Source organism: Paracoccus shandongensis (assembly GCF_017315735.1).
GTDB lineage: Bacteria > Pseudomonadota > Alphaproteobacteria > Rhodobacterales > Rhodobacteraceae > Paracoccus > Paracoccus shandongensis.
Map to the genome: position 1 here is coordinate 40,283 of NZ_JAFLRK010000005.1, position 26,132 is coordinate 66,414.

General features: G+C 69.1%; 32 protein-coding genes. 11 read left to right on the forward strand and 21 right to left on the reverse strand.

From position 1 onward, the window contains the following. Positions 1-3 precede the first annotated feature (3 nt). Positions 4-1,191, reverse strand: coding sequence for an efflux RND transporter periplasmic adaptor subunit (locus JX613_RS05595; protein WP_207100482.1), 1,188 nt, complete (start codon positions 1,189-1,191; stop codon positions 4-6). Between the two features lie 112 nt (positions 1,192-1,303). On the opposite strand from JX613_RS05595, the gene JX613_RS05600 reads away from it, so the two are divergent. After that, positions 1,304-1,897 carry a TetR/AcrR family transcriptional regulator gene (locus tag JX613_RS05600; protein ID WP_207100483.1) on the forward strand — a complete coding sequence of 198 codons (594 nt, stop codon included), beginning with the start codon at positions 1,304-1,306 and terminating at the stop codon, positions 1,895-1,897. Here JX613_RS05600 and JX613_RS05605 read toward each other — a convergent pair. From JX613_RS05605 to JX613_RS05620, 4 genes are all read right to left on the reverse strand, one after another. Then, positions 1,894-3,294 carry an FAD/NAD(P)-binding protein gene (locus JX613_RS05605; protein WP_207100484.1) on the reverse strand — a complete coding sequence of 467 codons (1,401 nt, stop codon included), beginning with the start codon at positions 3,292-3,294 and terminating at the stop codon, positions 1,894-1,896. The genes JX613_RS05600 and JX613_RS05605 overlap by 4 nt on opposite strands. A 19-nt stretch (positions 3,295-3,313) precedes the next feature. Continuing rightward, the gene (locus tag JX613_RS05610; protein WP_207100485.1) at positions 3,314-3,535 is read right to left on the reverse strand and encodes a hypothetical protein; all 222 of its coding nucleotides are present in this window, start codon (positions 3,533-3,535) and stop codon (positions 3,314-3,316) included. After that, entirely contained in the window at positions 3,532-4,137 is a 606-nt protein-coding gene (locus JX613_RS05615) for an RBBP9/YdeN family alpha/beta hydrolase (protein ID WP_207100486.1), read from the reverse strand. Before JX613_RS05615 ends, JX613_RS05610 begins: the two co-directional genes overlap by 4 nt. Positions 4,138-4,232: 95 nt before the next feature. Then, positions 4,233-4,706 carry an Lrp/AsnC family transcriptional regulator gene (locus JX613_RS05620; RefSeq protein WP_207100487.1) on the reverse strand — a complete coding sequence of 158 codons (474 nt, stop codon included), beginning with the start codon at positions 4,704-4,706 and terminating at the stop codon, positions 4,233-4,235. A gap of 186 nt (positions 4,707-4,892) precedes the next feature. On the opposite strand from JX613_RS05620, the gene JX613_RS05625 reads away from it, so the two are divergent. Next, positions 4,893-5,345: an RrF2 family transcriptional regulator gene (locus JX613_RS05625; protein ID WP_207100488.1), complete on the forward strand. Its 453-nt coding sequence runs from the start codon at positions 4,893-4,895 to the stop codon at positions 5,343-5,345. Between the two features lie 231 nt (positions 5,346-5,576). On the opposite strand, the gene JX613_RS05630 is transcribed toward JX613_RS05625, so the two are convergent. The 4 genes from JX613_RS05630 to JX613_RS05645 are packed head-to-tail and all read right to left on the reverse strand — an operon-like array spanning position 5,577 to position 7,669. Next, positions 5,577-6,227 carry a pseudouridine synthase gene (locus JX613_RS05630; protein WP_207100489.1) on the reverse strand — a complete coding sequence of 217 codons (651 nt, stop codon included), beginning with the start codon at positions 6,225-6,227 and terminating at the stop codon, positions 5,577-5,579. After that, complete coding sequence (locus JX613_RS05635; RefSeq protein WP_207100490.1) at positions 6,224-6,850, reverse strand: LysE family translocator; 627 nt, start codon at positions 6,848-6,850, stop codon at positions 6,224-6,226. The genes JX613_RS05630 and JX613_RS05635 overlap by 4 nt, the downstream gene beginning before the upstream one ends. After that, positions 6,847-7,224: a GFA family protein gene (locus JX613_RS05640; protein ID WP_237168382.1), complete on the reverse strand. Its 378-nt coding sequence runs from the start codon at positions 7,222-7,224 to the stop codon at positions 6,847-6,849. Before JX613_RS05640 ends, JX613_RS05635 begins: the two co-directional genes overlap by 4 nt. After that, the gene (locus tag JX613_RS05645; RefSeq protein ID WP_207100492.1) at positions 7,217-7,669 is read right to left on the reverse strand and encodes a GAF domain-containing protein; all 453 of its coding nucleotides are present in this window, start codon (positions 7,667-7,669) and stop codon (positions 7,217-7,219) included. Before JX613_RS05645 ends, JX613_RS05640 begins: the two co-directional genes overlap by 8 nt. 60 nt (positions 7,670-7,729) lie before the next feature. Here JX613_RS05645 and JX613_RS05650 point away from each other — a divergent pair, with 60 nt between their 5' ends. From JX613_RS05650 to JX613_RS05670, 5 genes are read left to right on the forward strand one after another with little or no spacing between them, the layout of a single operon-like run. Next, positions 7,730-9,064, forward strand: a complete 1,335-nt coding sequence (locus tag JX613_RS05650; protein WP_207100493.1) for an ATP-binding protein — start codon at positions 7,730-7,732, stop codon at positions 9,062-9,064. Next, entirely contained in the window at positions 9,061-9,684 is a 624-nt protein-coding gene (locus JX613_RS05655) for a response regulator (protein ID WP_207100494.1), read from the forward strand. Before JX613_RS05650 ends, JX613_RS05655 begins: the two co-directional genes overlap by 4 nt. A 5-nt stretch (positions 9,685-9,689) precedes the next feature. Beyond that, on the forward strand, positions 9,690-10,202 hold the full coding sequence (locus tag JX613_RS05660; RefSeq protein WP_207100495.1) for a DUF2478 domain-containing protein: 513 nt from the start codon (positions 9,690-9,692) through the stop codon (positions 10,200-10,202). Next, positions 10,199-10,471 (forward strand): sulfurtransferase TusA family protein, encoded by a 273-nt coding sequence (locus JX613_RS05665; protein WP_207100496.1) that lies wholly within the window; start codon positions 10,199-10,201, stop codon positions 10,469-10,471. The genes JX613_RS05660 and JX613_RS05665 overlap by 4 nt, the downstream gene beginning before the upstream one ends. Positions 10,472-10,485: 14 nt before the next feature. Next, positions 10,486-11,412, forward strand: coding sequence for an AEC family transporter (locus JX613_RS05670; RefSeq protein WP_207100497.1), 927 nt, complete (start codon positions 10,486-10,488; stop codon positions 11,410-11,412). Between the two features lie 3 nt (positions 11,413-11,415). On the opposite strand, the gene JX613_RS05675 is transcribed toward JX613_RS05670, so the two are convergent. The 7 genes from JX613_RS05675 to JX613_RS05705 form a co-directional block, all read right to left on the reverse strand. Beyond that, positions 11,416-12,423 (reverse strand): sn-glycerol-3-phosphate import ATP-binding protein UgpC, encoded by a 1,008-nt coding sequence (locus JX613_RS05675; protein ID WP_207100498.1) that lies wholly within the window; start codon positions 12,421-12,423, stop codon positions 11,416-11,418. 1 nt (position 12,424) lies between these two features. Continuing rightward, the gene (gene ugpE / locus JX613_RS05680) at positions 12,425-13,273 is read right to left on the reverse strand and encodes a sn-glycerol-3-phosphate ABC transporter permease UgpE (protein ID WP_207100499.1); all 849 of its coding nucleotides are present in this window, start codon (positions 13,271-13,273) and stop codon (positions 12,425-12,427) included. Further along, positions 13,273-14,151 (reverse strand): sn-glycerol-3-phosphate ABC transporter permease UgpA, encoded by an 879-nt coding sequence (gene ugpA, locus JX613_RS05685; protein WP_207100500.1) that lies wholly within the window; start codon positions 14,149-14,151, stop codon positions 13,273-13,275. Before ugpA ends, ugpE begins: the two co-directional genes overlap by 1 nt. A gap of 54 nt (positions 14,152-14,205) precedes the next feature. Next, entirely contained in the window at positions 14,206-15,519 is a 1,314-nt protein-coding gene (gene ugpB / locus JX613_RS05690; RefSeq protein ID WP_207100501.1) for a sn-glycerol-3-phosphate ABC transporter substrate-binding protein UgpB, read from the reverse strand. 183 nt (positions 15,520-15,702) lie between these two features. Next, entirely contained in the window at positions 15,703-16,296 is a 594-nt protein-coding gene (locus tag JX613_RS05695; protein WP_207100502.1) for a restriction endonuclease, read from the reverse strand. 139 nt (positions 16,297-16,435) lie between these two features. Beyond that, positions 16,436-16,927 (reverse strand): DUF1003 domain-containing protein, encoded by a 492-nt coding sequence (locus tag JX613_RS05700; protein WP_207100503.1) that lies wholly within the window; start codon positions 16,925-16,927, stop codon positions 16,436-16,438. Positions 16,928-17,076: 149 nt separating this feature from the next. After that, the gene (locus JX613_RS05705; protein WP_207100504.1) at positions 17,077-17,235 is read right to left on the reverse strand and encodes a hypothetical protein; all 159 of its coding nucleotides are present in this window, start codon (positions 17,233-17,235) and stop codon (positions 17,077-17,079) included. A gap of 136 nt (positions 17,236-17,371) precedes the next feature. On the opposite strand from JX613_RS05705, the gene JX613_RS05710 reads away from it, so the two are divergent. Next, positions 17,372-17,533, forward strand: coding sequence for a hypothetical protein (locus JX613_RS05710; protein ID WP_207100505.1), 162 nt, complete (start codon positions 17,372-17,374; stop codon positions 17,531-17,533). Between the two features lie 225 nt (positions 17,534-17,758). Here JX613_RS05710 and JX613_RS05715 read toward each other — a convergent pair whose 3' ends face one another. After that, positions 17,759-18,505: an SHOCT domain-containing protein gene (locus JX613_RS05715; protein WP_207100506.1), complete on the reverse strand. Its 747-nt coding sequence runs from the start codon at positions 18,503-18,505 to the stop codon at positions 17,759-17,761. A 107-nt stretch (positions 18,506-18,612) separates the two neighbouring features. Between JX613_RS05715 and JX613_RS05720 the strand changes: the two genes are divergently transcribed. Both JX613_RS05720 and uvsE read left to right on the forward strand, forming a co-directional pair. After that, complete coding sequence (locus tag JX613_RS05720; protein WP_207100507.1) at positions 18,613-19,686, forward strand: DHH family phosphoesterase; 1,074 nt, start codon at positions 18,613-18,615, stop codon at positions 19,684-19,686. Beyond that, positions 19,679-20,833 (forward strand): UV DNA damage repair endonuclease UvsE, encoded by a 1,155-nt coding sequence (uvsE, locus tag JX613_RS05725; protein WP_207100508.1) that lies wholly within the window; start codon positions 19,679-19,681, stop codon positions 20,831-20,833. The genes JX613_RS05720 and uvsE overlap by 8 nt, the downstream gene beginning before the upstream one ends. Before the next feature lie 4 nt (positions 20,834-20,837). Here the strand turns inward: uvsE and JX613_RS05730 are convergent, their stop codons facing one another. The 4 genes from JX613_RS05730 to ggt form a co-directional block, all read right to left on the reverse strand. Then, entirely contained in the window at positions 20,838-21,881 is a 1,044-nt protein-coding gene (locus JX613_RS05730) for an HlyD family secretion protein (protein ID WP_207100509.1), read from the reverse strand. After that, the gene (locus JX613_RS05735; protein WP_207100510.1) at positions 21,878-23,506 is read right to left on the reverse strand and encodes an efflux MFS transporter permease; all 1,629 of its coding nucleotides are present in this window, start codon (positions 23,504-23,506) and stop codon (positions 21,878-21,880) included. Before JX613_RS05735 ends, JX613_RS05730 begins: the two co-directional genes overlap by 4 nt. Further along, positions 23,503-23,931: a MarR family winged helix-turn-helix transcriptional regulator gene (locus JX613_RS05740; RefSeq protein ID WP_207100511.1), complete on the reverse strand. Its 429-nt coding sequence runs from the start codon at positions 23,929-23,931 to the stop codon at positions 23,503-23,505. The genes JX613_RS05735 and JX613_RS05740 overlap by 4 nt, the downstream gene beginning before the upstream one ends. An 87-nt stretch (positions 23,932-24,018) precedes the next feature. Further along, positions 24,019-25,824, reverse strand: coding sequence for a gamma-glutamyltransferase (gene ggt / locus JX613_RS05745; RefSeq protein ID WP_207100512.1), 1,806 nt, complete (start codon positions 25,822-25,824; stop codon positions 24,019-24,021). Positions 25,825-25,986: 162 nt separating this feature from the next. On the opposite strand from ggt, the gene JX613_RS05750 reads away from it, so the two are divergent. Continuing rightward, a complete protein-coding gene (locus tag JX613_RS05750) occupies positions 25,987-26,124 on the forward strand; it encodes a hypothetical protein (protein WP_207100513.1) in 138 nt (45 codons plus the stop codon). Positions 26,125-26,132 lie beyond the last annotated feature (8 nt).

The following is a 26,132-nucleotide window of genomic DNA, read 5'->3' on the forward strand; positions in this document are numbered from 1 at the left end:
GGGTTACTCCGCCGCCGGGGCGGGTTGGGCGTCCGCCGGGGCGGGTTGGGCCGCCTGGTCCTGCACGACGCCGTTTTCGTCCACCGTGACGGGCACGGTCGTCACGGCCGCCCCCTCGGTCAGGGCGGACAGGTTGTCCACGGCCAGCAGGTCGCCCGGCTCCAGACCGGCGGTGACGATCCAGTGGTGCTGGTAGGTGCCGTTGTCGGTCAGGTCCACCTGCACGGCCTTGCCGTCGCGCACGACCCAGGCCGACAACTGGCCCGTCCTGTCGCGGGTGGCGGCGTTCTGCGTGACCAGGAAGCCCTGCGTGGTGCCCAGGTTGATCTGGCCGCGCAGGAACATGCCCGGCAGGATCAGCCGGCGCGGGTTGTCGAAGCGGAACCGCGTGTCCACTGCCCCGGTCGAGGTCGAGACGGTGAAGCCCGGCGCGACCAGTTCCCCGGTGGCGGCATAGGTTTCGCCGGTTTCCAGGGTCAGCGTGGCCTCGATCTTCTCGGTCAGTTGCAGGCGGCCCGCGCTGATGTCCTCGCGCAGCGACAGCATCCGGGCCGAGGGTTCGTACATGTCCACCTCGATCGGATCAAGGCGCGTGACGGTTGCCAGGGCGTCGGCCTGGTTCGCCGTGACCAGATCGCCCACCGACACCTGGGCCACGCTGGCCATGCCCTCGATGGGGCTGGTGACGGTGGTCCAGTCCAGTTCGGCCTGGGCCAGGGTCCGCGCGGCCTCGGCCCCCTGCAAAGCCGCCTGCGCCTGTTCCAGCGCGGCGCGCGATGCGTCCACCTGCGCCTGCGTGGTGCCCGATCCCAGCAGGCGTTCGGTCCGGCTGAAGGATGTCTCGGCCTCGGTCAGCGCCGCGCGGGCCGACAGGACCTGCGCCTCGGCGCTGGTCAGGTTCGCCCGGTAGGTGGTCGGGTCGATGCGGAACATGGGCGCGCCCGCCTCCAGCGCGGTGCCGGGTTCATACAGGATCTCGGTGACCAGCCCGCCCACGCGGGGCCGGATCGCGGCATCGGCCTGGGCCACGGCCCGGCCGGGCAGCGTCACGATGCGCGGCACCGCCTGGGGCTGGACGGCGACCACGCCCACCTTGGGCGGCGGCATCTGGCCGTCCTGCGCATGGCCCGGCAGGGCGAGGCTCCACAGCGCCAGCAGGGAAAGGCAGGCAAGGGGGCGAATGCGGGACATCGGGCGATTCCTTTGAACGGGGCGCCAGGACAATGGCGGTTGCGCGCCTTGTTGCACATTAATGCACACTGTGCAATATTTGCCTGACATGAATGATTGGAAGGGACAGCACATGGCCGTGAAGCCAACGCTTCGGGATCGCAGAAGGGTTCAAACCGCGCGCGAGATCCAGCGGGCGGCGCTGTCCCTGGCACTGCGGCACGGCCATGACGCCGTCACGACCGAGATGATCGCGGCCGAGGCCGGGATCAGCCAGCGGACCTTCTTCAACTATTACCTGAACAAGGACGCGGCCATCGTGGGCGAGGCGCCCTGTTTCGACGACGGCACGGTGGCCTGGTTCCGCGCCTCGTCCGGGCCGCTGCTGGCCGACCTGCTGCAGGCGCTGCGGCGGCTGCTGAACGGCGGCGAGCTGGACCGGGGCACCTCGCAGTTGATCGACCGGCTGCTGGACACGGCGCCGGAGCTTTTGCCGATCTTCTATGGCTCGCTCAGGCGCCTGCGCGACCAGATCGCGGACCTGGCCGTGACAAGGATCGGCGCGGACGCGCGTCCCGACGCGGAACTGCTGGCCGAGGCGATCTCTCACGCCCTGGGCGACACCTTCCGCATCTGGGCCAATGACGAGGCGATGTCGGCGGACAGCATCGTCGATGTCGCCGGCGCCAAGCTGCAGGTGCTGCGCGGCTATCTGGCGCAGGTCTAGGCGGGGGCAGAGGCCGCGATCAGCCGCCGGGCCAGATGCGCGGCCTGGTCGCGGATGTCGGGAATGGCGGTGATTTCCCAGAAGGCCGCCCGGGACGGCGGGCCGATGGCGAAGATGCGGCCCGACGGGCTGCCCCCCGCGTCGATGACGGCGGCATCCGGGCTGACATCCAGCCCAAGGCGCAAGGGGTCAATGCGGGCCTGTCCGCCCTTCAGCAGGCTTGCCACCACGGGCGTGGCGTTGCGTTCGGGATCGCGGCGGATGCCCCGGCAGTCGATGATGCGCGCGCATGGGACGCGCTGTTCCACCCGGCTGCCGCGACATCGGATCACGGCCTGCAACGGGCCATCGGCATGGCGTTCGGCCCCCAGAAAGGCGGCGGCCAAAAGGCGCATCCGCCCGGTTTCCATCGCGGCGCGGATCGGGGCCGCGCTTTCAGGCGGCAAGCGGTGGCGGTGAACCTCCCACCAGGACGCCGCATGGCGCAGGAAGCGGGCGCGTTCCCCCTGGGGCAGCGCCTGCCAGATCGCGCGGATATGCGGGCGCACCCCGTCCATCGCGTCGCGCCAGGTGCCGCCCGCGTCCTCGGCCTGGCGGGCAAGGGCGCGCAGCCAGGCCATCAGGCGGCTGACCGGCGCGCCCAGCGGGATGCCGGCGACCGCCACGGCCAAAGGCCGCGTCACGGCATGGACGCGCGGCAGTTGCGCGCGGCGCGACACCACCAGGATCTCGCCCCGGTGGCCGCGCCGCAACAGGCTGAGCGCCTGGTCCACCATGGACAGGCCCGATCCCACGATCACCACCCGGTCGTCGCGGCCGGGCGGAACCGCCTGTTCCCAGGATCCCTGCACCAGTCCGGCGGGGTCGGGTTCGGGCAGCGCGTGGCCCGTCGCCAGCACCGCCATGTCGGCGCGGATGCTTGTGCCGTCGGACAGATGGGCGGTCACGCCCGCCCCCTCCTCGGCCAGGCCCAGGCAGATGTCGCGCAGACAGCGCAGGCGGCGGGGTCCATCGCCGCGCGACCAGGGCGCGATCAGGCTGGCCATGTAGGCGCCATAGGTGGACCGGCTGACGAAGCGGTCGCCCGGATCTCCCCTGGATGCGATCCCTTGGGCGGCCAGCCAGTCGCAGAAATGCCGGGGCTGGTCGGGAAAGGCGCTCATGCTGATGGCGCGGGTGTTCAGCAGGTGGTCGGGATCCTTGGTCGAATAGGCGATGCCGCAGCCCAGCATGTGCCGCCCCTCGATGATCGTGACCCGGGTCTGGCCGTTTGGATCGCGCAGCAGATGGGCCGCCATCAACACGCCGCTGGCGCCGCCGCCGATGACGACGACATGGGGACCGTCACTATGCGCCAGCGGGGCCAGGGGGGCCGTCAGGATCGGGTCAAGGGTCATGGCGCACCTCGCGCGGGGTTCAGAACAGCGTGGTTGCCAACAGGGACAAGACCGACAGGTTGGCGGCGATCAGGATCGCGCGGGCGGCGCGGCCGGTGTCATGGGTGGCCGTGGCACCGCGTTCGGCGCGGCGCAGGTGCAGTTCGGTCTGGATGTCGAACATGTAGGGCACTCCGAAATCGATGATGGGGGCGGGATCGGGGTCGGCGTGGCGGGGGACGCTGCGGGCGGGCATCATCATGCCCCCGGCAGGCGCGCCCGGACCGGGGCCGCCTGCCCGAACCACCGCCGCAGGACTGAGGGGCGCTCGGTCTGTTCCAGCAGGCGGTCGCGGATCACCTTGCCGCCGGGCCAGGGGCCAAAGCCCGAGGCCACGTTGATGTGACCCGCGTGGCCCAGGTCCACCAGGTCGGCACCAAGCGCATCGGCCAGATCCCGGCTGCGGTTGAAGGCCATCCAGGGATCGTTGCGGCTGGCGACCAGCACCGTGGGCACCTCTGCGGCCACCTCGGGCAGCGGGCCGAATCGGCGGATGCGGTGGCATTCCTGGGTCGCGGACATCGGATCGGCGGGGGCGACCAGCATGGCCCCGCGCACCTTCAGCCCCGACCAGCGGGCCAGCATCTGCGCGATCAGCACCGAGCCCAGCGAATGGCCGACCAGGATGCTGCCCGGGTGGCGCAGGATCATCACGGCCAGCGCGGCCTCCCAGGCCTCGCGGACGGGGCGGCGGGGGTCGGGCAGATCGACGATCATCGCGTTGGGATCGGTGCGCGCCCACCAGTCCTGCCAATGGGGCGCGGACGATCCGTCAAGGCCGGGAACGATCAGGGTCTTGGACATCGGTGCGATTCCTTCCGCTCTATTCCACATTATCACTACATAGTTTGTCGTGATTTGGTTCCCAAAGATCCCCTTCCAAAGAGAACGAGGATCTCTCAGCGGTCGCGGGTATTGACGGGATAGGCGGTGGTATAGCGCAGCCGCTCCATCGCGAAATGCGAGGTCAGGTTCTTGATCGGCACCGCATCCGTCAGGCGGCGGTAGAAGTCGTCATAGGCCGCCATGTCGGGCACGGCCACGCGCAGCAGGTAGTCCATTTCCCCCGCCATGCGATAGGCCTCCATGACCTCGGGGAACTTGCCTATGGCGGCCAGGAAGGCGTCGCGCCAGCCGGCGCCGTGGTCGGATGCCTCGATCCCCACGAAGACGGTCAGGCCCAGGCCAAGCTGCGCCGGGTCGGCCAGGGCCACGCGCCCGGTCAGCACGCCCGACGATTCCAGCTTCTGGATGCGCTTCCAGCAGGGGGTCTGCGACAGGCCCACGCGGTCGGCGATCTGCGCGATCGGCTGGGTCGCGTCCTCCATCAGGGCGGCGATGATCTTGCGGTCGATGAGATCCAGGCTGTTCATGCGTCGTTCCTTTGGCAGCATCGTGATGCGCAGGGTGCCACAAAAATCACAAATGTCTAGCGTGATTGTCGTATATTTGGAATGGACATGGGCGGTGCTGTCCGCCGCGGCAAAAAACCCTGTCGGCGGCAGGTCTTGCCGAAATCTCGACCTTGAGTCGGGTTTTTTCCCGCCGTAGGGTGGGCCATGATCACGCAAAAGATGAAATACGCGCTCAAGGCGATGCTGGTGCTGGGCGACGAGGCCGCCCAGCCGGTCCCCGAGGCCCTGACCATCGAAAAGATCGCTCGCCGGTCGGACACGCCCAAGCGGTTCCTGGAACAGATCCTGCTGGAGCTGCGCAACGCGGGCATGGTCAGTTCGATCCGCGGGCGGTCGGGCGGCTATCTGCTGATCAAGCGGCCCGGCGACATTTCCATATCGGAACTTCTGCGCCTGATCGACGGGCCCATCGCCCCCCTGCCCTGCCTGTCGCGCCGCGCCTATCAACGCTGCGAGGATTGCCGGGACGAGGCGTCCTGCCGCATCCGCAAGGTCTTTGCCGAGATCTTCTGGTCCTACCTGATCCTGATCGAATCGCTGACGCTGGAGGACATGCTGCGGTCCGAACAGGTGGCGGACCAGGTGATCGGGGCATAAGGTTGCAGGGCGGGACAAGGAAATGCACCGCATTTCCCCCGCCCTTTGTGTGAAGGCGCAATCAAAGACGGTGAAGCAAAAGACCACGAGAGGCCAGCGCCCGCCTCGGGGGGCGTGAAGCGCCCGCCGAGGGCGGGGCGGGCGCTGGCCGGGCCCTTGAGGCCCGGCGGTTCAGGTCGATAGGGCATCATGTGGCGAAGGCAATGGCCTTCGCCAGCCGGAACGCATCGTCTAAAACGGCGCGGGCTGGCTGAAGCTGACCTGCGCCCCGCTGTCGGGATGGCGCAGGCGCAGGCTTTCGGCGTGCAGCATCAGGCGCGGATGATCGGCGGCCGCGCCCGTGGCATACAGCGGATCGCCCAGGATCGGATGCCCGATTTCGGCCATGTGGACGCGCAGCTGGTGGCTGCGCCCGGTCAGGGGGAACAGGCGCACGCGGGTTTCTGCGTCGCTGGCGCGGATCACCCGCCATTCGGTCAGCGCCGGACGGCCCGCGTCGTGATCGACTTTCTGGCGCGGGCGGTTCGGCCAGTCCACGATCAGCGGCAGGTCCACCGTCCCGGTCTTCGGTTCCAGCCGCCCGGCCAGGCGGGCGACATAGGCCTTTTTCACGCGGCGATCCTCGAACTGCTTTCCCAGCACCCGCTGCGCGTGCGGCGTCAGGCCGAAGACCATCACGCCCGAGGTGTCCTGGTCCAGCCGATGCACCAGCAGCACCGTGGGAAAGGCCCCGCGCAGGCGGTTGATCAGGCAGTCGTCCTTGCCCTCGCCCCGCCCCGGCACCGAGAGCAGGCCCGAGGGCTTGCCCACCACCAGGATCTCGTGATCGGCATGGATCACCTGCGGCGCGTCGGGCGGCGGGGCATAGGCGAAATCGCTCACTTCGTGACCAGCCGGATTGCCAGGCCCGCGAACATCACGGCGGCGATCTTGTTGATCAGGCCAAGGCGCTGCCCGATCACATGGCCCGCATGGCCCGCGACGATGCCGTATCCCATCGTCACCAGCGTGCCGGTAAAGGCGAAGATCAGCCCAAGGCCCAGGATCTGCTGCCAGACCGGACCCCAGGCGGGATTGGTGAACTGCGGCAAAAAGGCCAGCAGGAACAGCACCGGCTTGGGGTTCAGGGCATTGGACAGGAAGCCGCGCCGGATGATGGCCCAGGGCCGCACGCTGCCGCGCGCGGACGGATCCGCCGGCCCCGCCCGCCAGCTTTTCCACGCAAGCCACAAAAGATAACCCGCGCCCGCGTATTTCACGGCCAGCAGCGCGCCGGGATGGGCCGCGACCAGGGCGCCCAGTCCCACGGTCGCCAGCGTCACGTGCATCAGGACGCCCAAGCCCACGCCAAGCCCCGCCAGGGCACCCGCGCGCGGTCCCCCCTGGATGCCGCAGGCGCTGGCGAAGAACACGTCCTGGCCCGGCGCCACGTTCAGCATCAAGCCGCCCGCGACGAAGGCGGTCAGTTGCGCGAAGGGAATGGCGGCGATGCTGTCCCAGATCATCCCTGCGGCTCCTGCGGCAGGCCGTCGGCGATGTCGTAATAGTCGCTCTTGTCGGCCACATGGATATGGCCCTGCAACCGCAGGCCCGTGGGGTTGTCCACCGCGCCCGCCGAAACCTCGATCCGGTCGCTGCCCCGCTTGCGCCAGAACAGGCTGCTGCCGCAGGCCGGGCAAAAGCCGCGCTCGGCCTTGTCGGACGACTGAAACCATTTCACCGGCCCCTCGATCACCAGATCGGCGGCTTCGGCCGCGGCCCAGACATGGCCCGACCAGCGGCGGCATTGGCCGCAATGGCAGGCGCGCAGGGGATCGCCGCCCCAGGTTCCCTTGAAGGTGACGGCCCCGCACAGGCAGCGCCCGGTGAAGTCAGACATGGGCGAAAACCTCATCCAGGATGGCGGCCAGCCGGATCGCGTCCTCGTCGGTGAAAGCGTCGGGCTGGTCGCTGTCGATGTCCAGGACGCCGATCAGCCGCCCGCCCTTGCCCCGGACCGGCAGCACGATTTCCGACCGGGTGGAGCTGGCGCAGGCGATATGGCCGGGGAATGCGTCCACGTCGGGCACAAGCTGGACCTGCCCCGTGCGCGCCGCCGCCCCGCAGACCCCGCGCGAGAACGGGATCACCAGGCAGCCATGCCCGCCCTGATAGGGGCCGATCTTCAGCAGCTCGGGCGCCACCACGCGGTAAAAGCCGGTCCAGTCGAAGCGGTCGTCGGAATGATGGATCTCGCAGGCGAGCGTCGCCATCAGCGCGACCTCGTCGGTCTCGTTTTCGGTCAGGGCGCGGATGCGGGCGGAAAGGGCGTCGTAATCGGTCATGGGGCCTTTCTATGCCGGGGGATCTTTACGGGCAACCGATGCCGGGCCAATCTGCGCGCCATGAACCGCCTTTCGCTGACGCAGCGCATCCTTCTGGTGATCGGGGCCGTGCAGGCGGCGCTGTTCGCGGCGCTGGCCGCCGCCAGCCTGGAAAGCGTGCGCCGCGACATCGCGACCGAAACGCGGCTGGCGGTGGAAACGGCGCGGGCGCTGGTGCTGGCCACCGTCGGCACCATGCATGGGGCGGTGCCGCCCGACCGGATCATGCGGCTTCTGCCCGAACGGCTGGTGGTGCCGCGCCATGTGACGATGGGCATCGTCGATGCGGCGGACGGGGTGATGCGCCAGGCACCCGTTCCGGTTCCCGCCCCCGCCCCGGCGCCGCGCTGGTTTGCCGCCCTGGTCGCCCCGGACCCGCTGGAAACCCGCCTGCCCGTGCTGCTGGAAGGACGCCCGCGCGGCCATGTCTTCATCGCGTCCGATCCCGGGGCTGAGATTGCCGGCGCTTGGCAGCACCTGCGGGCCTTCCTGGGGCTGGCGGGTCTGGCGGCGCTGGCCCAGGCGGCGCTGATCCTTCTGGCCACGCGGGGGGCGCTGCGGCCGGTTGCCGCCATTGCCAGCCGCCTGGCGGACCTGCGCCGGGGGGATCTGACGGCGCGGGTGGGTCCGGTGGCAGGCCGCGACCTGGGGCCGATCGCCGCCGGAGTGGACGACCTGGCCCAGGCCCTGGCCCGGGCGCAGGCCGACCGCGCGCGCCTGCAGCGCCGCGTGGTCACGCGCGGGGACGAGGAACGCAAGGCCATCGCCCGCGACCTCCATGACGAAATGGGCCCCTGCCTGTTCGGCCTGCGGGTCGAGGCCGACGCCCTGCGCGAGGCCGCCCCCACCCCAGCCATTGCCGCCCACGCCCAGGCCATCGCGGATATCGCCGAGGAAATCGCCCGCGTGAACCGCGCCCTTCTGGGCGACCTGCGGCCCGTGGCCATCGGGCAACTGCCCTTGGCCGCCGTGCTGGCGGATTACGTGGCCGACCTGGGACGGCGCTTTCCCGACCTGGCCATCGCCCTGGACCTGGCCCCCGGCCTGCCCGAACCCGACGAGGCGACCGCCCTCACCCTGTTCCGCATCCTGCAGGAAGGCACCACCAATGCCCTGCGCCATGCCGGGGCAAGCCGGGTGACGGTGCGGTTGTGGACCGATCCCGCGCATTGGCGGATGGAGCTGCGCGACAACGGGCGCGGCATGGCCCCGGGCACGCGCGAGGGCACCGGCCTGACCGGGATGCGCGAACGCATCACCCTTCTGGGCGGCGATTTGCGCTTGTCCTCGGGCGCGGGGGGAACCACCATCGCCGCCAGCCTGCCCTTGCCGCAGACGGAAGAAGGATCGACATGAAATCCGCGCTTGTCATCGACGACCATCCCATCACCCATCTGGGCGCGAACCGCCTGCTGCGCGACTTGGGATACGAGCGGATCGGCCAGGCCATGTCGGGCGAGGAGGCGCTGGCGCAACTGGCGGCAGGCCCCGCCGCCGACCTGATCGTGCTGGACATCAGCCTGCCGGGCGCGGGCGGCCTGGATCTGGTGGCGCCCCTGCGCGCCGCCGCCCCCGATGCCCGGATCCTGATCTTTTCCATGAACGACCAGACGGGTTTCGCCGCCCGCGCCCTGCAGGCGGGCGCGCAGGGCTTCCTGTCGAAGAACGCGCCCCCCGCCGATTTCCGCGAGGCCGTGCGGATGCTGGAGGCGGGCGAGTTCTATCTGTCGCCGCGCCATGCCATGGCGCTGGCCACGCTGCGGGCGGGGGCCTCCGCCGATCCGCTGGGGGCGCTGTCGGACCGTGAACGGCAGGTGCTTGCGCTGATCGGCCGGGGCCTCAGCCTGCAGGCCATCGCGGACGAACTGGATGTCAGCTACAAGACCGCCGCCAACACCTCGTCCATGCTCAAGAAGAAGCTGGGGGTGGACGGGATCAACGGCTTGATGAAATTCGCGCTGGACAGCGGGGTATGAGGGCGATGCTGGGTTGGTTCGGTCTGGACGACGACGCCCCGCCCGGCGAGGGCGACCGGATCCTGGCGCGGCTGTCGGTCCGGCTGACGGACGCCGGGCTGCGGGTGGCGGGCGCGGTCCAGCGCAACACCGACAAGGGGGCCGACTGCGCCTGCGACATGGACGTGCTGGTGATCGGAGAGGAGGACGCGCCGGTCCGCATCTCGCAATCGCTGGGCAGCGGCTCGACCGGCTGCCGCCTGGATCCCGGCGCGCTGGAGGCCGCCGCCGCCCGCGTCGCCGCCCGCATGGCCGGGGCCGAGCTGCTGATCCTGCCCAAGTTCGGCCGGCAGGAGGCCGTGGGGCGCGGCTTTCGCGGCGTGATCGCCCAGGCGGTGGCGGACGACATCCCCGTGCTGCTGCATGTGCCGCCCGAACAGCGCGCGGCCTGGGCCGAGTTCTGCGGCGGCATGGACGAGCGGTTGTCGCCTGACGGTTTGGCCGATTGGTGCCTGGAGCAGGCGGTGCGCGTTCCATGAGCGTGCTGGTCGATGCGCGCGGGCTCTTGTGCCCGCTGCCGGTCTTGCGGCTGCGCAAGGTGCTGCTGGGGCAGGCCGTGGGCGCGCGGGTGCGGCTGCTGGCGACCGACGCCATGGCCGCGGTGGACGTGCCGCATTTCTGCGAGGGTGCCGGTCATCGGCTGCTGGAGCAGAGCGACACGGGCAACGGGGTGATCGAGTTCACCGTCGAAAGGGGGCCTTCCGCCCCCTCGGCCGCTGGCGCGGCCTCACCCCCCGAGGATATTTGAGTGAAGAAGAAGCCATGCTGGCGGTATTCCTGAAGACGCTGCCCTTTTTCGGGCTGATCGGCCTGGGCTGGCTGGCCGCGCGGACGCGGTTCTTTCCGCAGGAAGGCGCGGCTTGGTTGACGAAGTTCGTCTTCTATTTCGCGCTGTCGGCGATGCTGTTCCGCTTTGCCGCCCGGCTGGATCTGGCCGCGCTGTTCGACGGGCGCTTCGTGCTGGCCTATCTGGCGGGATCATCGGCGGTCTGGCTGCTGGGGATGGCTGCGGCGCGGGCGCGCGGCCTTCCCCTGGCCGAGGCCGCGATGGAGGCGCAATGCTGCATGATCGGCAATACCGGCTTTCTGGGCGTGCCGATGCTGGTGGTGCTGCTGGGGGACCGCGCCATCGGGCCGGTGCTGATGGTGCTGACCATCGACAGCCTGGTCTTTTCCACGCTGATCACGCTGATCATCCATGCCGCGCGTCAGGACGGGCTGCGCCTGGCAAGCCTGGTTCCCATCGGGCGCGGGGTTATTGCCAATCCGATGATCCTGTCCATGGTGGCGGGCCTGGCCTGGGCGCAGATGCGCCTGCCCCTGCCCGGGCCCTTTGACGAATTCCTGGTCCTGCTGGGCGCGGCCGCCACCCCCGGCGCGCTGTTCGCCATCGGCGCCAGCCTGGCGGGGCGGCGGATCGGGCGGCTGGCGGCATCAGCCTGGCTGACGGGGGCCAAGCTGGTGCTGCATCCCCTGGCGGTGGGACTGGCGGCCTGGGCCCTGGGCGTCGAGCCCTTTGCCGCGGGCGTCATGATCGCCGCCGCGGCCCTGCCGGTGGCGGGCAATGTCTATATCCTGGCCCAGCATTTCGGCGTGGCCCAGCAGCGGGTGTCCGCCGCGATCCTGATGTCCACCGCGCTTGGGATCGTGACGATCCCGCTGGTGATGCTGCTGATCGGGCAGGCCTAGGGGTCAGTCGATGCGCCGCCCGGTTTCGGGGTGGAACAGATGCAGCGAACCGAGCCGGTAGCTGAGCCGGAGCCTGTCGGACAGGGGCGCGTCGGAGGGCATGGCCACCGTCAGCCTTTCGCCCCCGGTCTGGCCGTGGACCAGTCGTTGCGCGCCCAGTTCCTCGACCGCCAGCACCTCCATCTCGATGGGGCCGTCGGGAGCCACCGACAGATCCTCGGGGCGGATGCCGATGGTGCCGGCCTGCGCGGCGACGGGCAGATGCGGCACGGCGCGGCGGCTGATCAGGTTCATGGCCGGGCTGCCGATGAAGCCCGCGACAAAGGTGGACGCGGGCTTGCGATACACCTCAAGCGGAGTGCCGATCTGTTCGATCCGGCCCGCGTTCAGCACCACCAGCCGGTCGGCCAGGGTCATGGCCTCCAGCTGGTCATGGGTGACGTAGATCGAGGTGGTGCGCAACCGGCGCTGCAGCTCCTTGATCTCCAGCCGCATGGTGACGCGCAGTTTCGCGTCCAGGTTCGACAAGGGCTCGTCGAAGAGGAAGGCCGCCGGTTCGCGGACGATGGCGCGGCCCATGGCGACGCGCTGGCGCTGGCCGCCCGACAGGGCGCGGGGCTTGCGGTCCAGATAGGGGCCGATCTGCAGGATCACGGCGGCCTCGGCCACGCGGCGGTCGATCTCGGCGCGCGGGGTGCGGCGGTTCTTCAACCCGTAGGCGAGGTTGTCCCGCACCGACATATGCGGGTAAAGCGCATAGTTCTGGAACACCATGGCGATATCGCGGTCGGCGGGCTCAACGTCGTTGACCACGCGGTCGCCGATGCGGACCGTGCCTTCGCTGATCGATTCCAGCCCCGCGATCATGCGCAGCAGCGTGGACTTGCCGCAGCCCGAGGGGCCGACCAGCACGATGAATTCGCCGTCCGCGATGTCGATGCTGACATCGCCCACCGCGCGGGTGCCACCGGGATAGATCTTGCCGACCGTGTCGAGCGTGATCGAGGCCATCTTACTTCTCCGTCTCGACAAGGCCCTTGACGAACAGGCGTTGCATTCCAATCACCACCGCGACCGGGGGCAGCATCGCCAGCATCGCGGTGGCCATCACCAGATGCCATTGCGGCAGCCCGTCCACCGCGTCGGCCATGCGCTTGATGCCCGCGACGACCGTGTAGTAATCGCTGCTGGTGGTGATCAGCAGCGGCCACAGATACTGGTTCCAGCCATAGATGAACAGGATCACGAACAGCGCCGCGATATTGGTCCGCGACAAGGGCAGCAGGATGTCGCGGAAGAACTTCATCGGGCCCGCGCCGTCGATGCGCGCGGCCTCGGTCAATTCGTCCGGGATGGTCAGGAAGACCTGGCGGAACAGGAAGGTCGCGGTGGCGGAAGCGATCAGCGGGATCGACAGCCCGGCATAGCTGTTCAGCAGGCCCAGGTCGGCCACCACCTGGAAGGTGGGCACGATGCGCACCTCGACCGGCAGCATCAGGGTGATGAAGATGCACCAGAAGGCCAGCTGCCGCAGCGGAAAGCGGAAATAGACGATGGCAAAGGCCGAGGTGATCGAGATCGCGATCTTGCCGCAGGCGATCAGCAGGGCCATGACCAGGCTGTTCAGCATCATCGTGCCGACCGGGGGCGTGCCGCTGGTGGATACGCCCGCATCCAGCATCCGGGCATAGTTTTCGACCAGATGCGGCCCTGGCCAGACCGGGATGGTGCCCGACATGAAGTCGGTCGCGGTATGGGTGGATGCGACAAAGGCCACCCAGACCGGCAGGGCGACGATGGCCACGCCCGCCATCAGCACCAGATGCGCCAGAAGGGTCAGGCCGGGGCGGTTCTCGATCATCAATAGGCCACCTTCTTTTCGACATAGCGGAACTGGATGGCCGTGAGCAGGATCACGATCCCCATCAGCACCACCGATTGCGCGGCGGACGACCCCATGTTCTGGCCCACGAAGCCGTCGAAATAGACCTTGTAGACCAGGATGTTGGTGGCCTGGGCGGGCCCCCCTTCGGTCGTGGCGTCGATCACGGCGAAGGTGTCGAACATGGCATAGACGATGTTCACGACCAGCAGGAAGAATGTGGTCGGCGACAGCAGCGGCAGGGTGATGTCGAAGAAGCGGCGCACCGGGCCCGCGCCGTCGATGGCGGCGGCTTCCCGCAGGCTGGCGGGGATGGATTGCAGGCCCGCCACGAAGAACAGGAAGTTGTAGCTGATCTGCTTCCACGCGCTGGCGATCACCACCAGGACCAGCGCATCAGACTTGGAACTGATGTGGTTCCAGTCATAGCCGATCCCCCCCAACACATAGGGCATGATGCCGATGGTCGGGTTGAAGATGAACCACCACAGGATGCCCGCCACCGCCGGGGCCACCGCATAGGGCCAGACCAGCAGCGTGGTGTAAACGTTCGACGACCGGATGGTGCGGTCCACCGCCACGGCCAGCAGCAGCGAGAATCCCATCGACAACACCGTGACCATCACGGCAAAGACCGCCGTGACCTGCAGGGAATTCAGGTATTCCGGGCTGTTCCACAGCGCCCTGAAGTTCGCCAGGCCCACGAAGCTGGTGTTGATGCCGAAGGCGTCCTGGCGCAGGAAGCTTTGCCGGATGGCCTGGGCTGCGGGCCACAGGAAGAAGATGAAGGTGATCGCCAGTTGCGGCGCCAGCAGCAGCCAGGGCAGCAGCTGGTTTCGGAAGATCGTGCGCTTCATCCTTGGGTCCTTCGCGGGGAACGGGGCCGCAGATGGCGCGGCCCCATGCCGGGGTTACTGGTTCTGGGCCTCGAACTCGGCCAGCAGCGCGTTGCCGCGTTCAACCACCGCGTCCAGCGCGCCCTGCGCGTCCTTCGAGCCTGACAGCAACTGCTCGAACTCCTCGTCGATGATGCCGCGGATCTGGACATAGTTGCCGAAGCGCAGGCCCTTGGAATTTTCAGTCGGCGCGTTCAGCGTGATCTGCCTGATGCCCGTGTCCGCACCGGGGTTTTCGGAATAGAAGGTGCCCATCCGGTCCATCGCCGCCTGCGTGATCGGCAAATAGCCCGAGAACGAGGCCCAGTCCGCCTGAACCTCGGGGGTGGAGAGGTATTCGAAGAACTTCGCCACGCCCGCATATTCCGCGTCAGGCCGTCCCGACAGCACCCACAGGGATGCGCCGCCGATGATGGAATTCTGCGGCGCCCCCTCGACATCGTCGTAGTAAGGCAGCATCCCGTAGCCCACCTCGAAATCCTTGGCATTGGCGATCACGCCCGCCCGGCTGGCGGAACTGGCCATGTACATCGCGCAGTCCTGGGAATAGAACATCGGCGCCGCATTGTCGCCGCCGACCGGGCCGCCGTATTTGAAGATCCCCGCGTCGGACAGGCGCTTGAGGTTTTCCCAATGCTTGACCTGCACCGGCCCGTTCAGCGTCAGCCGCGCCGCGGTGCCGCCAAAGCCGTTCCCCTCGGTCCCGATGGGCTGGTTGTGCCAGGCCGACAGGTTTTCCGTCTGGATCCAGCTGATCCACTGGGTCGTGAAGCCGCAGGTGCCCGCGCCCGAGTCCTTGATCTTCTTGGAAAACTCCTCAAGCTCGGCCCAGGTCTTGGGGGGCGTGTCCGGGTCCAGTCCCGCCTTCTCGAACATGGTCTTGTTGTAATAGACGATCGGGGTGGAACTGTTGAAGGGCAGCGACAGCATGTTGCCGTCCGTGTCGGTGTAATAGCCCACCACGGCGGGCAGGTAGGCGTTGGGATCGAAGGCCACCTCGTTGTCGGCCATCAGCTGGTGGACGGGCACGATGGCGCCCTTGGCGGCCATCATGGTGCCGGTGCCGACCTCGAAGACCTGGACGATGGCGGGCTGCTGCTGCGCGCGGAAGGCGGCGATGGCGGCGGTCATCGTCTCGGGATAGGTGCCCTTGTAGGACGGGACGACCCGGTATTCGGTCTGGGCATCGTTGAAGCCCTTGGTGATTTCTTCCAGCTTGGCGCCCAGTTCGCCGCCCATGGCGTGCCACCACTGGATTTCGGTCTGCGCATGGGCCGCCGACAGCGACGCCAAAAGCGCCAGCGCGGACGCCGTGAAAAGTCGGTTCATGATATCCTCCCCTTGTGGAGTTCCGGTTCGCGGACCGGGCTAGCGCGGCCCGGTGACGCGAACGCGACACTCGCATGACGGAAGGGTGACACCCTTTGACCAATCGGTCAACAACGCCAAGCCGCTGGCGGGATTGGCCTTCTGTCCTGCCGTTGCGTAAGGAAGCCCGCCGGGCCGCGACCGTCAGGTCAGCTTGCGCAGGCGGGGGATGTCCTTGACATGCAGCAGATGCACGCCGGTCCGCCGGGACAGGGCTTGGGCGCTTTGCGTGTAATGGCCCGTGGTGATCACCACCGCGATATCGACGCGGTGATAGGCGCGGCCGGAAAAGGCCTCTTGCACCGCCTTGTTGCCGACGGGGCCGTCATAGCGCTTGCACTGGATGCCGACCTTGCGGCCGTCGCGCCGGGCGATGATGTCGATGCCCTGGTCGCCCGACCCCGCCGTGACATCGGCGCGCCAGCCGTGCATCTCCAGCTTGCCCGCGACCCATTGCTCGAAGGCGTGGCCGTCCTTGGGGCAAAGGGCCGGGCGGCGGGGCGCGGGTTTCTTCGGACGCCGCCCCCGGGCGCGCCGCGTCGTGGTGCGGCGCAGCAGAAGCGCGGGCAGCAGCAGCGCGGCCAGCACCATGCCCGCCATGACGGGCACCGGATTGCGCCGGGTTTGCACCGAATCCCCGGCAAAGGTCGCCATCAGGAAGCCGCAGGCCACCACCAGGGCGGCGGACAGAACGGCATATCTGAAGAAATAAAAGAGGGTCGAGATCAGATGGCGCATTTCCGTTCGATGCCGGGAGGAGAACATGCCCCGAGCGAGCGTGAACCCAGGAAGCCCATCCTAGGGGAAGAACGAACCGACAACAATTCTTGAATCGCGTCCCGGCCCTGGCATTTCAAGGCCTTCCGGGACAAGGGCGCTAGTCTTCGCTGTCCTTCAGCGCGTCATAGACGACCTCGGGGGCGACCTCGTTCTCGACCTCGCGCGTTTCGGGATCCTGGGCTGCGGGCACGTCCAGCCGGTCCGCCATGCGCAACAGCAGGGCGCCCATCTTGGTCAGCTCGTGTTCGATCAGCAGGGTGATCTGCAGGTTCAGGTTCGCGCGCCGGTCGGCGGCGGCGGCCATGCGGTTCTGGCTGATCAGGACAAAGGTGGACAGAAAGATCGCCTCGACCGAGGCGAACATCGCCAGGACCACGAAGGTCGGATCCCATTGCGGCACGCCGGGGATCCAGCCCAGGTTGGCCGCGATCCAGAAGCCGAAGCCCGTCAGGTGCAGATAGACAAAGATCATGCTGCCGGTAAAGCCGGTGATCCGGTCCGCGATGCGGTCCTGGAGCGAGGCGTTGCGTTCGCTTTCGGCCTCGCGCTGGCCGATGGCGCGGATGTTGCGCTCCAGCGCCGTGTTCATGCCGGCGGCTTCCCTAAGGGAAGGCTCGCCCCCGCCATCCGCCATGCCGTTCCCTCCGCTGCTGTTCTTCCAGGGTCTGACAACGATCTGCGCGGGGATCGGTTGCAGCACGGGGCGCGGGCGGCGGGGCTTTTTGTCGTGCCCGGGGGTCAGCCGCCGCCGATGCCTGTCGTCACCTTGCCCGTGCCGCCGCATTCGGGACATTCCTTGCCATCGGCCCGCCCGCTGCCCTCGCATTTTCGGCAGATGTTCTCGCCCGATCCGGGCGTGCCGGACGGCACGGCATCGGGATTTTCCTTCTCGCTCATCGCGGCCTCCTCTGCATGGCTCTGTTCCAGTCAACACAAAGCGCCTGCCCCTGTTCCGCCCGGAGGCGACGGAATCAGGGCCGCGCCGGAAACGCGCCTGCTTTCGGAACTGTGATGCCGGGCGGCGGCATGTCGAATGCGGCGGCGATGGCCTTTCCCGAACTGGCCGCTGCTGCTGCACTTCGCCGAGACCGACAAGAACGTCAACAAAGGCGGGCCCGCCCTTGAGGCCGCGCTGAAGGAACACGGCAAGAGCCATGAACGCACCCTGGCCTGGTTGGGGACATATCCGGGCTGAGTGGGGCTTATGGTGCGTGTGAACACGCTGCGTAGGGTGCGTGCTTGCACGCACCTTTGGCCGCCTGCCCGGGCAACACCTGCACGGGCGGGATCAGGAAACGCACCGCGTTTCCCCGCCCGCGACGCGCCATCCCGCGCCCACGAAAGGCTCGGCGGTTCGGGAAGGATACGTCACGACGTGGCCAAGGCGATGGCCTTCGCCGGATCAGGGGTGCAGCTGGCCCTACAGCCGCCCCAGCAATTCGGCCTTCTTGGCGTCGAACTCGGCCTGGGTCAGGATGCCGCGGGACAGCAGCGCGTGAAGCTGCTCGATCAGGGCGGGGATCGAGTCGTCCGGAACCGGGGGCCGGGGCGCCTCGCCCGCCGCGCGGTCCTGCGGCGCAGGCGGGGCGGCATCGGACGGCTCGGGCATCTCGGCCCGCGCAGGTCCGGCGTCCCGCACGCCAACCGGAGTCAGGCTGTCCAGCGGGACCGGCCCGTGCTGGCTGGTGAAGGACAGCGCATCGCCGCCGCCCTGCTGCTGGGACACGCCGCTGATCTGGTGGTCGCCCGTGTCGTAAAGAACCGTCCGCCCGCCGCGCCTCACGGCCAGCCGCCTGGCTGCGGGAAAGACCGCATAGCGCATGTCGTTCTGCGCCCCGCTGGAGGAGGGCGTCCCCAGCTCCGGCGGCCAGTCCGAACCAGCTTCGCCGCTGTCCTGCCGGACCTGCGGCACCGATCCGGCCATGGCCGACAGATCCTGGATCAGGTCCGCGACACGCGCCTTGAGGCCGGTGTTGAACATGTCCCCGACCATCAGCATCCCGCCGGACCATTGGCCCATGCCGCCGAATTCGGGATGGTCGAACTGCGCCTGGCGGCCATGGCCCCGGACCAGGGCGGCCAGCATCGCCTCGGCCGCGTCGGGGCTGAAGCCGTGCTGCCGCGCGATCCGGGCCACCCGGTCGCGCCCTTCCTGGGTCAATTGCATGTCGGAACCTCCGCTGTGCTGCGCCGCCTTCGCCATGGAACGCGCGGCGGGGACCAGTCTGTTCCCCTGTCCCGTGAAACCGGGCGGCGCTTGCGACGTTGGGAACCATGTCCGACCCCCGCCCCCAGACCCCTGCCCCCCGCCACCCCGCCGACGTGGCCCCTGCCTTCCGGGCGGCGCTGGACCGCTTCGACCCGGCTCGGCCCCCGCTGGTCCTGGGCCATTTCGACGCCGACGGCCTGTCCGCCGTGGCGATCCTGGCGCGCGCCCTGGACCGCGCGGGCCGTCCCGCCGCCATCCGCATCACCGGCAAGGGCGAGAACCCCTGGTCGCCCGACCTGCGCGCGGAACTGGAGGGGCGGCAGCCCGGCGGGCTGATCGTGACCGACCTGGGCATCCGCGACGGCGACATCCTGCCGGGCGTTCCCACGGTGCTGGTCGATCACCACGTGCCCACCGGCACGCCGGGCGCGGCGGCGGTGATTTCCGGCAATGGCTGGGTGCCCGAACCCACCTCGTCGCTGCTGGCCTTCTGGTGCGCGCAGGCCTTGGGCGGCAATGACGACCTGCTGTGGCTGGCGGCCCTGGGGCTGGTCGGCGACATGGCGGACGAAGGTTTCCCGGAACTGACCGAGGCGCAGGCCCGCTACGGCAAGACCGCGCTGCGCGACGCCGTGTCGCTGGTCAATGCGCCCCGCCGCACGGCCCGGGCCGATGCCAGCCCGGCGCTGGCGCTGCTGATGCGATGCGATTCGCCCAAGGAACTGCTGCGGGGCGGCCACCCCGAGACCGCCCTGTTGCAGGCCGCCAAGGCCGAGGTCGCGGCGGAACTGGACGCGGCCCGGCGCGTGGCCCCGAAAATCCGCGGCGATGTCGCGCTGATCCGCTTTTCCTCGCCCTGCCAGATCCATCCGCTGGTGGCGCAGGCCTGGCGCGGGCGGCTGCGCGACAAGATCGTGCTGGCCGTCAACACCGGCTATCGCCCCGGCTGGATCCATTTCGCCGCCCGCAGCGCCACCGGCGCCGACCTGATCCGCTTTCTGGCCGACCGCCGCCCCCCGGGCGCGGGCCCGGAATATGGCAGCGGCCATGCCCAGGCCACCGGCGGCGCGCTGCGCCCCGCCGACTGGGCCGATTTCGCCGCCCGCATCGGCTTCGCCGAGGAGACTGCGCATGACTGACCGACCGCTGCGGCTTGGCTTTCCCGTCAAGGTGATGGGACGGCCCGGCCTGAAAAGCAACGACACCCGGCGCTGGCAGCAGAACCCGCACCTGAAGACATCGCTGGAATATCTGGACGCAATCCTCGACTACATGGTCCAGGTCGGCATCGACATGTACCGCATGTCCTCGGATCTGGCGCCCTATGCCACGCATCCCGACATGCCGCAGTTCCACGCGATGGTGGCGGAAAGCGACGCGGACCTGGCGGCGCTTGGGCGAAAAGCGCGCGGGCTGGACATGCGGCTGTCCTTCCATCCGTCGCAATTCGTGCTGCTGAACAGCCCCGACCCGGCGCTGACCGCGAAAAGCATCTGGGATCTGGCGTCCCAGGCCGAGATGCTGGACCGGATGGGCATGGGCCCCGAAGGCGTCCTGGTCACCCATGTCGGCGGCGTTTATGACGACCGCGAGGCCAGCCGCGCCCGCTGGATCGAGGGCTACAACCAGTGCCCCGACCATGTGCGCCGCCGGCTGGTGCTGGAAAACGACGACATCCGCTTTTCCGCCGCCGACGTTCTGTGGATCCACGACCGCTGCGGGGTGCCGCTGATCTTCGATTACCAGCATTTCTGGTGCCTGAACCCCGAAGGGCTGGCGCTGCGCCCGACCTTGGAACGGTTCGTGCGGTCCTGGCCGGACGGGGTGCGGCCGAAGATCCACTTCTCCTCGCCCCGGACCGAGCTGCGCGAGATCAAGCGCAAGGTGACCGACAAGGAACGCGCGGCCTTGAAGGCGGAGGGCACGGCCAAGGGGCCGCTGACCAAGGGGGTGGTGAAGGCCACCTCTCGCTTCAAGACGGTGCTGCTGCCGCCCATCTGGACGGGCCACGCGGATTTCACCAACCCCTTCGAATTCGCCACCTTCATGCGCGAGGCCCAAGGCCTCGACTTCGACGTGATGCTGGAGGCCAAGACCAAGGATCTGTCGCTCTTGAAGCTGCGGGGCGATCTGCTGCGCTATGCCCCCGATGTGGCGGCGCGGTTCGGCGTCGAGCCCGGCGATGCCGACCTGGCTGAAGCCGATGAGATGCTGGATGAGGGGGTCGAGGACGACGACACCCCGGACGTGGACGAAGGCGACCAGATGGCATCCGGCGCAGCGTGACCTGTCATTCCGGCGCCGTGGCCGTGTCCACATGGACCACCACCGACATGCCGGGGCGCAGGAATTCCGCCATCTGCTGCCCCGGGTCGATGGCGATGCGCACCGGCAGGCGCTGCGCGATCTTGGTGAAGTTGCCGGTGGCGTTGGTGCCCGCCAGCAGGCTGTATTCCGACGCCGTCGCCGGAGAGAAGGATTCGACCCGGCCCGTGAAGGCGCGGTGTTCCATCGCATCGACGGTAAAGCGCACGGCCTCGCCCGGGCGCAATCCGGTCAGGCTGGTTTCCCGGAAATTCGCGATCACCCAGACATCGCGGCCCACATGCGACACCAGCGCCGTCCCCGGCGTCACATATTGCCCGACGCGGACCCCGACCTGGCCCAGATGCCCGTCCGAGGGCGCGCGGATCACGGTGTTGTCCAGCTCGATCCGGGCCAGTTCCACGGCGGCCTCGGCGCCCGCGATGTCGGCCCCGCGCGATTGCAGGGCGACGCGGGCGGATTTCACCGCCTCGCGCTGCACGTCCAGCTGCGCCTCGGCCTGGGTCACGGCGGCCTGGGCCTGTTGCAGCGCCAGGTCCGACTGTTCCGCCGTCGTCTGCGAGGCCACGCCCCGCGTCCGCAGTTCCTGCGCGCGGTTCCAGTTGGCCTGCGCCGTGGTCAGGGCCGAACGTGCCGATTCCACCCCCGCCTGGTCGGCGCGCGCCACCGCCTCGGCCGAGGCGACGCTTTGGGTCGCGACCTCCATCGCGGCATGGGCTGCGGCCAGTTGCGCGTCGGCCTGGGCCAGCTTCTGCCGCGCGGTCCGGTCGTCGATCCGCGCGATCACGTCGCCCGCCTTGACGGCCTGGAAATCCGTGACCTCGACCGACGCGACATAGCCCGTGGCCTGGGGCGCGACCGTGGTGACCTTGCCACGGATATAGGCGTTCTCGGTCGTGGGCTCGGCGTGGCGAAAGGGCGGCAGGTGCCAGGCGTAAAGCAGCAGCAGCACGCCCGCGAGCCCGATGACCAGGGCGATGACGGTGGGGATCAGGTTTTCTTTCTTCATGGGGTCGTGTCCGGTTCGGTCGGGGGCGCCATGCGCAGGGCCAGCCGGTCGCGCAACAGGTGCAGGACCAGCGCCACGGCGGCGGCAAGGGCGATCAGGGCGGTCAGACGATAGGCGTCGTTATAGGCCATCACGGTGGCCTGGGCGGATGCGTCCTGCGCGATCTGCGCGGCGGCCTGGGCGCGGCGCGCGGCGGCATCGGGGATCTGCGCGGCCAGCGCCGCCATGCGGGCCGCGATGGCCTGGGCCGTGGGCGCGTCGCCCGCCGCAAGCTGTTCGGTCAGGACCGCGTAATGGACGGCCTGGCGGTGGTTGATCAGGGTGGTGAACAGCCCCGATCCCAGAACGCCGCCCAGGGACTGGGTCGAGATGAAGACGATCATGAAGGACAGCAGGTATTGCGGCCCGCGCGCCAGCGCCTGGACCAGGCCCGCCACCATCGCGGGCGGCAGGAACAGCATCCCCGCGAACCCGATCAGCGCCTGGCTGGCGATCATCTGTTCGGGCCTGGTGTCGATGGTCGACCGGGCGTCCAAGAAGGCGCCCGCGGCGATCAGCAGCAGCGCCGCCAGGTGCAGCGCGGGCACGCGGTTCGGGCGCATCCAGGCCACGCAGGCCAGGCCCCCCAGCAGGCTTGCCGCGACGATCACCGCGAACAGCCCGGTCATCTGCGCGGGCGCGACGCCCAGCGACTGGAACATGCGCGGCGCGCCCGTGCTTTGCTCGGACAGGATCAGCCGGAACAGGAACAGGGCCGCCGTCAGGTGCAGCATGGCGGGGCTTGCCAGCCAGCGGATGTCCAGAAGCGGCGCGGCCCGGTTCAGTTCCACCGCGACCGCCAGGGCCAGCGCGGCCACGGATGCCGCCAGCAGCGCCCCGATCCAGGGCGCGTCGGTCCAGAAGTGGATCGGCCCCATGACAAAGCCGATGGTCAGCCCGCCGAAGCCGAAGCCGATCAGCAGGAAGCTTGCGAAGTCCAGCGGATGGATCACCTTCATGTGCGGCACGGGGCGCAGGGGCAGCCGAAAGACCAGCATCAGCGACACCATCGCCATGCCAAGCGCGGTCAGGTGGATCCCCGCCAGCCCCCCGTCCCCGATCAGCGCGGGCGACACCACGCGCGCCAGCGTCGGCCCCGCCATGATGACCCCCATCGCGACCGGCAGGCCAAGGCGCATCTTCCATTCGGGGGACAGCGGTTCCAGCATGTACATGAAGGCCAGGGTGGACAAGGGCGCGGCGGCCGCCCCCGACAGCGCCTGCACCACCACCGCCGACCGGAAGTCGTTGATCCAGACGGATGCGAAGGCCACCACGACATAGGCGATGATGCCCAGTTCGGCAAAGCGGCGCAGCCCGTATTGCGTGCGGATCTTGATCAGCAGCAGCGGCAGGGATGCGCGCGGGATCATATAGGCCGCCATCAGCCAGCTTGCCTGGGTGGCGGTGATGCCCAGGTCGCCCGCGATCTGCGGGATGTTGGCGGACACGAAGCCCTGGCCCAACCCCTGGGACAGGGCCAGCACAAGGGACGCGCCCATATAGGCCAGGGCCTGCGGCAAGGGCAGCGGCGGATGGGCCACGGGCGCGGGGGCGGCGGGGGCCGGGGCGGGTGTCTCGCTCATTCCCGGTCGAGCCTTGCGATATTGGCGGCGATGCGGTCCAGCACCGATTGCGCCACCGCCAGGTCGGCGTCGGGGATGCCCGCCACCAGCTCGGCCCGCATCCGGCGGGTGAAATCCACGATGCCGCTGTCCTGGCCCTTGGCGGTCAGGAACAGCGCGTTCTTGCGCCCGTCCGATTCGGCGGGGCGGCGTTCGACGAAACCGGCCTGTTCCAGCGCGTCGACCTGGCGCTTGAGCGTGGGCGCCTCGATCTCCAGCGCGGCGGCAAGCCCCGCCTGCGTGGCCCCGTCCATCCGCGACAACATGGCCAGGGCGCGGGCGCGAGAGAGCGTCAGGCCCATCGCCTGAGCCCGCGCGTCATAGCTGCGGCGCAAGAGGCGCATGAGGTGCAGGAGCGTGTCGAAAAGGTGCGAGGATTGCGGCATGGGGGCGGTTTCTTCCAGTTCGTTAGCAAGCTAACTAATCAGGCCCTCGCCTTCAACCCCATGAATTGCACGATCTGCAAAAAAACCTCAGCCGCCCAGGGCGATCCCTTCGCGCCGGGGATCGGCGCCGCCCGACAGCGCCCCGTCCGGGCCGATCACGATGCCTTGCAGGCCCGAGGTCAGGTCGGTCTCGTTCAGTTCATAGCCCATGTCGGTCAGGCCTTGGGTCAGGGCGGCGGGAAGGCCCGCCTCGATGTCCATGGGGCCGAAGCGGTTGACGATGTTGGGGGCGGCCACCGCCTTCTGGATGTCCATGCCCCAGTCCAGATGCGCGATGATCGCGCGCGCGACATAGCCGATGATGCGGCTGCCGCCGGGCGACCCGATCACCATCACGGGCTTGCCGTCCTTCAGCACGACCGTCGGCGCCATGGAGGACCGGGGCCGCTTGCCCGGCGCCACGGCATTGGCGATGGGCCAGCCGTTTTCGTCATGCGTCTCGAAGCTGAAATCGGTCAGTTCGTTGTTCAGAAGGAAGCCGCCGGTCATCAGGCGCGAACCAAATCCGTTCTCGATGGTGGTGGTCATCGACAGGGCATTGCCGTCCCCGTCCACGATCGAGATATGCGTGGTGGACGGCAGTTCCAGCGACGCGTCCTGCCCCCACAACGCCGCATGGGACCAGCCGGGCGCACCGGCGCTGACCTCGGGCAGGCTGTCGTCGCCCGCCAGCAGCTTGGCCCGTTCCGCCAGATAGGCGGGGTCGATCAGCCCTTCGGTGGGCATCGGCACATGGTCGCTGTCGGCCATGAAGCGGCCCCGGTCGGCGAAGGCCAGGCGCGAGGCATCCCCGATCAGCCGCCAGCTTTCCGGGTTTTCCGCCCCGAGCGCCGCCAGGTCATACCCGCCCAGCATCCCCAGGATCTGCCCCACCGTCAGCCCGCCCGAGGACGGCGGCCCCATGCCGCACACATCATGGGCGCGGTATTCCACGCAGACGGCGGGCCGTTCCACCACGCGATAGGCCGCCAGATCCGCCATCGCCAGCACGCCGGGATTGCTGGCGCCGCGCACGGCGGCAACGATGCCCTCGGCCACCGCGCCCTGATAGAAGCCGTCCGCGCCTTCGGCGGCCAGCCTGCGCAGGGTCGCGGCATAAGCCGGGTTCTTCAGCAGCGTGCCCGCCGCGACCGGCTGCCCGCCCGGGAAGAAATAGGCGGTGGTCGCCGGATCGGCCTGCAAGGCCTCACCCTCCTCGGCCACCTGGCTTGCCAGCCGGGGCGAGACGGTGAACCCCCCTTCCGCCAGCCGGATGGCGTCGTCGAACAGGCCCGACCAATTGGCCTTGCCCCAGCGGCGATGCGCGGCCTCCAGCAGCGCGGGGGTGCCGGGCGTGCCCACAGAGCGGCCGCCCACCACGGCCTCCATGAACTCCATCGGCTGGCCGTCGGGGGTCAGGAACAGCCGGGGCGTGGCCGCCATCGGCGCAGTTTCGCGCGCATCCAGCGTGGTCAGCGCGCCCGTTTCCCCGTCATGCCAGACCAGGAAGGCCCCGCCGCCAAGGCCCGAGCTTTGGGGTTCCACCAGGCCCAGGACCGTCTGGACGGCCACCATGGCATCGGCGGCGCTGCCGCCTGCGGCCAGCACGCGGGCGCCCGCCTCGACCGCTAGGGGGTGGGCCGCGCTGATCATCCAGTCCTGGCCGGTGACGGGGCGCCCCTTGGCCTTGGTGGCCAGCGCCGCGCGGGCGGCATCCGTCAGCGGACCCAGGTCGCCGGCTTGCGTTTCGATGGTCGTCGCCGTCTCGGGGGCGACGGCATCCGTCGCCTGCTGGGCCCATCCTGCGGGGGCGCTGCCCAGAAGCAGCACAAGTGCCAGGCTTGCTCGTGCCATCCTTCCCTCCACCGTTCGTCCTTGCAGTCTGCGCGCGCGGGGACGATGGCGCAAGAAACTTGGGCGGCGGCGGGGGATTTCGTCCGTGGCAGAAAGGCGGGGCCGCGGGCCATGGCTTCTGTCGCCTTGCGGTTGCAACCCGTCCCCTGTTGCCGCGTTCCTGTGATCGAAGGGGACAAAGGCGACGATGTCCTGATCGACCCCGAGGGGCGCAACCGGATGGCCGGGGGGCCTGGCGACGATCACCTGGAAGGCAGCGGCCTGCTGGACGGGCGCCGACCGCCTGATCGCCGCGAATGACGCCGCCA